Genomic DNA, 4,996 nt, shown 5'->3' with positions numbered 1-4,996 from the left:
TTACACGGAAAACTTTAAGCTTTTCCAAGAAGAAAGAAAATCATGAAGCTGTCTTGCATCTATTTTTATTAAAATACAATCAAGACATGAAAGATAGGTGGTTAACACGTCACATTTAGACACTACCTATTTTTGAATAGTATTTTTTTGCACTAAATTCCGGGTAATATCGGATAAAAGATTTTCTTAAATCCTTAAACTCATAGCTTATGAATGATGTATTTGATAAAAAACCAAATAAACAATTTTTAAGCTGATGAGTGTCTTGCATATTTAATGACCTAAAAACTAATAAAATCAACCAAATATCCTATTTTGGGATATTTTGTTTAATAGTACACCATCTTGAGCTATGAGCTCAATACATGATCCTAGATATAGAAAACTTATCAAAGCATTAATTCTTAAACGTGAGTTAAAAAATATAACTCAAGTGCAACTTGCTTCATCCTTAAAAAAACCACAATCTTATGTAGCAAAAGTTGAAAATTTCGAGAGGAGAATTGATGTATTGGAACTTCACGATTGGTTGAATGTGTTAGGAATTTCAATCGTCAACTTTTTAGAAGAAAATTTGTAATTCATTATTTTTCTATAAAATAAATATTTTCTTTTTGATTTGAGCAGATATTCTCAGGGAATATATGCTGACAGGTTTTTGACTTTTCTTCGGCTTTGTTGCACAAACATTCAAAAGCTAAACTTCTTCCAAGTTATCTAAATTTAAGTGGCAACTTGGGTGTGAGGTCGACCTAAATCTGTAAATTTATTTAATACGGCCACACGTGCATGAATCTCATTGACTTGGCTTTGAAAGTTTCTCGCACGGAGTTTATCGCCTAATAATTTGATGCAATGCATCTTGGTTTCTATCAGACTTCTGCGATGATAGCCTGACCAATTTTTCCATATTGTTCTTCCTAAACGTTTAACTGTTCGAAGTAATTCATTTCGCTCTAGCGAGCTGCTCTTTGTATCTTTCCAAGGTTTCGCATTTTTTCTTGGCGGAATCACCGCATGTGCTTGTCGGTCTGCAATTACTTGACGGCATTGCTTGGTGTCATAAGCCCCATCAGTATAGACAGAGTCAATCTGCTCATCTTGTGGAATCTGATCGAGTAAATCACCAAGCACTTGTGAATCACTCACATTATTTGTAGTGAGTTGAATAGCGCGTATTTGAAGGGTTTCAGCATCTATACCAATATGAAGTTTACGCCATTGGCGACGATATTCAGGTTGGTGTTTCTTACGCTTCCATTTACCTTCGCCTAGAAACTTTAAGCCAGTAGAATCGACGAGTAGCTGGAGACCATTACTGCTTTTATGATAGTTAATTGCAATATCAATATGCTTTTGTCTTCTGCAGATGGTGGAATAGTCTGGTGCTGTCCAATCTAATCTACAAAGATGAATGAGACTTTGCACAAAGCCAGTGACCATGCGTAAAGAAAGACGAAATAAGGATTTGATCATTAAACAGCATTGGATGGCTGTATCTGAATAAGTTTGATTTCGACCATGTTTACCTTTGGGTTGAGCGTACCATTGAGTCTTGGGATCAAACCAAATTGAGAGATTTCCTCGATTTATTAATGCACTGTTATAAGAAGACCAATTGGTTGTACGATAGATTTTAGGTGTGGGCTTATTCATTTGAGAATTATATTGTGGAATAAGCCTTTAGAGATAGGTTTGTGCAACAAAGCCCTTTTCTTCTAACATAATAGTGTCTACTTTGATAAATATTTTTTCAAAAGATGTGGGGCTAAGAGATGATCGATCTTTAAATTTGTTCTTAATTTAACCTCCTCAATAATATCTATCAATGTTTCTGTATTTTGATTCAGCTGTGATTCCAACTCATTTATTTGAGAATGCAGATTTTTATTGGTATCAGTAAGCGCTTTTCTCGTTTTTTTATTTACATATAGTTGCTGTTCTTTAGTTTTTAGATTCAATGGTGCTATTTGCTCCACCATATAAAGACTAATAAGACTTTTTCTTTCAGCTGAACTCAAAGTACTAAGTCCCCCAGATATGTAGCCTCTGGCAGTTAAACGATCATGTAAGCTCTTATGAGAAATAGGGGACTTCTCAAAACCTTCAACCAACATCATTTGCAATTCTTGTTCAATGACTTCATCTAATTGTTTACCACGTAACATATCAGGCTTCCTTGGTTTCAATTTTTTGCTGTTCTATAGCGAATAGTTCACTTAAGGTTGTTGGTAATTTAGTAATAGCATCACCATAAGGAAAAACAGGAACAGGAGTTAAACTATTTTGCTTATCAAGTGCTTTTGTTTTTAAATCACTTAAATAAAGTATTTTTTTACGTAAACCCTCAAGCATTTCGCTATAAGATGAATCATGGATTACGATTTGCTCTATTTGTACAAACTTATCTAGTAATTCATTCAAAGTATGTTGTAGGGCTTCTAATTCACCTTTACGTCCAGTTAAAGCAAAGTTTCCACATTGATCACCTGATTGGCATGCAAGACGTTTAGGACAATCGTGCACAGCCACATCACGCATACAACCACCAAAAGGTAAAGGGTGCAAACAAGCATGGCGTTGAACTAATGAGTTAGCCAATGATCGATCTTCTTTAACTAATTCATTAAAAGATTGAGCGATATCTTGAAAATATTCATCGAAGAAGGATTCCCTTATATAACTCGCTACTTCATTTTTCGAGTCAAAGGTTTGTAAATTCATCTTTAAATTATTTTCTAGATCCAATTTTTCTGAAAAGTACATTAATCCATCATGTTTTATAGAATCAATTGGATAGTCTGACTTTATTTCCTGTTTATCGTTTTTGTAAAGTGTCAATTCATATTTCTCTAACAAACTAGCTGTGACTTTACGTTGTTTTAACGCTAAGTGTTGATAATATTGATTTTGCTTTATATCTATGCGTCCCATGAGCATGGCCTGTAAATGTTCAGATATACCACTCAAAGCTAAAAAAGTATTTATATTATGTCGAGGAATATGTGTTGTTATCTTTGAGTATTCATCTTTATTTTCAAGTAAAAGGTATTTTTGGAAAATCGATATATTTCTGCCATTTCCAAAAAAATTATTAATTATTGTTGCATGAAATGGCATAATATTCGTTTTATTTGATAATACTTGCTTAACATTTGTAGATCTATATTCATGAATAAATAAAATGTCTTCAAATGGTAGGTTGATTAATTTATTTTCATAATTAAAAATATGATTAAACGGATTATCAATATTGTATGTTTTCAAACTAATCACATAATCATTTAAATCTTTTTTACTATAATATCGCTTAAATTGTTTTTCAGATTTATCAATGAAACTAGGTTTTAATCCAGTAAATCTAGCATTATCCATAATAACTCTACGTTTTGAGTCATTAGTTATTTTATACTCTTCATTAATACCAAAAAAATATTGAATTAAATCATCTATTTCAATAAAATCAGAATCAATATCATCAATTTTTTTAGGCAAAAAATCCTTTATATTTTTCCCACGGACATATTTTATATAGTCTCGGTAGGGCTGTGTTAGAGATAATACATTTGAGAATATACTTTCTATAATAGGAACAGCAAGAGGTTCTACCCAATGAATACGGTAGCCAGAACCTTTTGCTCCATGATACTGAATGCCAACTGTGTATTGCTTAATGCCATCCAAAGCTAAATGCTCTTTGGTTAAAGGGTCAAGAATAGGTTTTTTTATCAAAGCATCAGTTTTTAAAAGAAAGGCTTCTGTAGAACGTAAACCAGTGACTATAAGTAATAGTAAAATATTTAGTACTATCTTTTCACCATTTGTACTACATAAGCTTATTAAAGAAACAATATTGATGAATGTTCGAATCGAAATGAGCTTATCCTTATCTAGATTATCTTCATCTAACTCTAATTGATCTATTAATGCTTTAGTTTTTCTAGCATTAGGGGTTCTATTTTGTCGATTTATGTATAAGTATTTTTGAGAAAATTCTAATGGTTGTTTAGTAAAAGCATAATGATTTATTATTTCTTGCAATCTTCTGTAAGTTCCAACATGGTCAGGCAGATTCATTCTACTTGAGTTTTCTGCCAAAATTTCAAAAGACTTATTTAAGATTAATGTTGATAACTGACAGGGATGTATGCTCTCGATTTTTTCAGTATATAAAGCGCTGTACCATCGTTTAAGAATTAAAAATTCTGCATAAAGTTTTTGAGGGGATGCTTTAGAATTGGACTTACGATAACTAAGAATGAGCACAGATTTAATAAACTCTTGAAAATCTGTATTTATAGTAGTGTTTTCAACACCTTTTAATCTTTTAATTGTGCTGAAAGTAAAATTTACTTTACCACTTCTTGACAGTAACCAACCAGATCCTATTGTACCACCATACCAAGCTGAATCATTCCAATCCCATTTGAAGTTAGACTGCAAATTCTCATTAAAATAACTCTTTTGTTCATCTATAAAAATATTATATTTTTCATTGTTCATAAATATCATCCTTCTGTAATGCACAACGAGCTATTACGGATTCAATTTCGAATTTAGTTGACTCATGCACTCGTATCAATGGGTTTCTAGATACACCTATACCATCCGATAATTTGATCAGATCATTGATTTCATTTTGTATGCTTTCTAAAACATGATTGTGGTTAGCATCAATAAAAGGATGAAAGTACATACAACCATAGCAATTACGAACGGGTTGAAATAAACATTTGTCTTCGTAGGAGCATCCACCAATATCGTAATGAATTTTACTACCAATATTTCCTAGTACTTTTTTCTGATGCCAATCTTTCTTATAAATGAGCCTTCCAGTCAGGAGCATAGCGATCATTTGTCTATACAGAGTGAACCGTACCGGGTTTGTCGGAGAGTCAATATTCTGAGAGACTACCCCGATGACAAAATTAAAATATACCCCTGAAATCAGAGAAAGAGCGGTTCAATTATTGATTGAATCTGAAAAAGATTATCC

At 32.3% G+C, this 4,996-nt stretch carries 4 protein-coding genes and 1 pseudogene; 1 reads left to right on the top strand and 4 read right to left on the bottom strand.

Translation table 11 applies throughout. The features are described 5' to 3' along the window. Window positions 1-352: 352 nt before the first annotated feature. Window positions 353-580, top strand: a complete 228-nt coding sequence (locus FTV08_RS15770; RefSeq protein WP_174560613.1) for a helix-turn-helix domain-containing protein — start codon at window positions 353-355, stop codon at window positions 578-580. Window positions 581-723: 143 nt separating this feature from the next. Here the strand turns inward: FTV08_RS15770 and FTV08_RS15765 are convergent, their stop codons facing one another. The 4 genes and pseudogenes from FTV08_RS15765 to FTV08_RS15750 form a co-directional block, all read right to left on the bottom strand. Continuing rightward, window positions 724-1,656, bottom strand: coding sequence for an IS5-like element ISAha1 family transposase (locus FTV08_RS15765; protein ID WP_180087645.1), 933 nt, complete (start codon window positions 1,654-1,656; stop codon window positions 724-726). Window positions 1,657-1,733: 77 nt separating this feature from the next. Next, window positions 1,734-2,168 carry a hypothetical protein gene (locus tag FTV08_RS15760; protein ID WP_174560612.1) on the bottom strand — a complete coding sequence of 145 codons (435 nt, stop codon included), beginning with the start codon at window positions 2,166-2,168 and terminating at the stop codon, window positions 1,734-1,736. Window position 2,169: 1 nt separating this feature from the next. Further along, entirely contained in the window at window positions 2,170-4,503 is a 2,334-nt protein-coding gene (locus tag FTV08_RS15755; protein ID WP_180087644.1) for a hypothetical protein, read from the bottom strand. Further along, window positions 4,493-4,870, bottom strand: a pseudogene (locus FTV08_RS15750) (site-specific integrase); the annotation flags it as partial. The pseudogene FTV08_RS15750 and the gene FTV08_RS15755, both read right to left, overlap by 11 nt. Window positions 4,871-4,996: the final 126 nt, after the last annotated feature.

The sequence above is a fragment of the Acinetobacter sp. YH12226 genome (assembly GCF_013417805.1).
Lineage (GTDB): Bacteria > Pseudomonadota > Gammaproteobacteria > Pseudomonadales > Moraxellaceae > Acinetobacter.
This window is presented reverse-complemented; position numbering and strand designations above follow the sequence as displayed.

Bases quoted from the DNA above. Each gene is read 5' to 3' on its own strand.
- FTV08_RS15770 (WP_174560613.1), top strand. From the start codon at position 353: ATGAGCTCAATACATGATCCTAGATATAGAAAACTTATCAAAGCATTA.
- FTV08_RS15765 (WP_180087645.1), bottom strand. From the start codon at position 1,656: ATGAATAAGCCCACACCTAAAATCTATCGTACAACCAATTGGTCTTCT.
- FTV08_RS15760 (WP_174560612.1), bottom strand. From the start codon at position 2,168: ATGTTACGTGGTAAACAATTAGATGAAGTCATTGAACAAGAATTGCAA.
- FTV08_RS15755 (WP_180087644.1), bottom strand. From the start codon at position 4,503: ATGAACAATGAAAAATATAATATTTTTATAGATGAACAAAAGAGTTAT.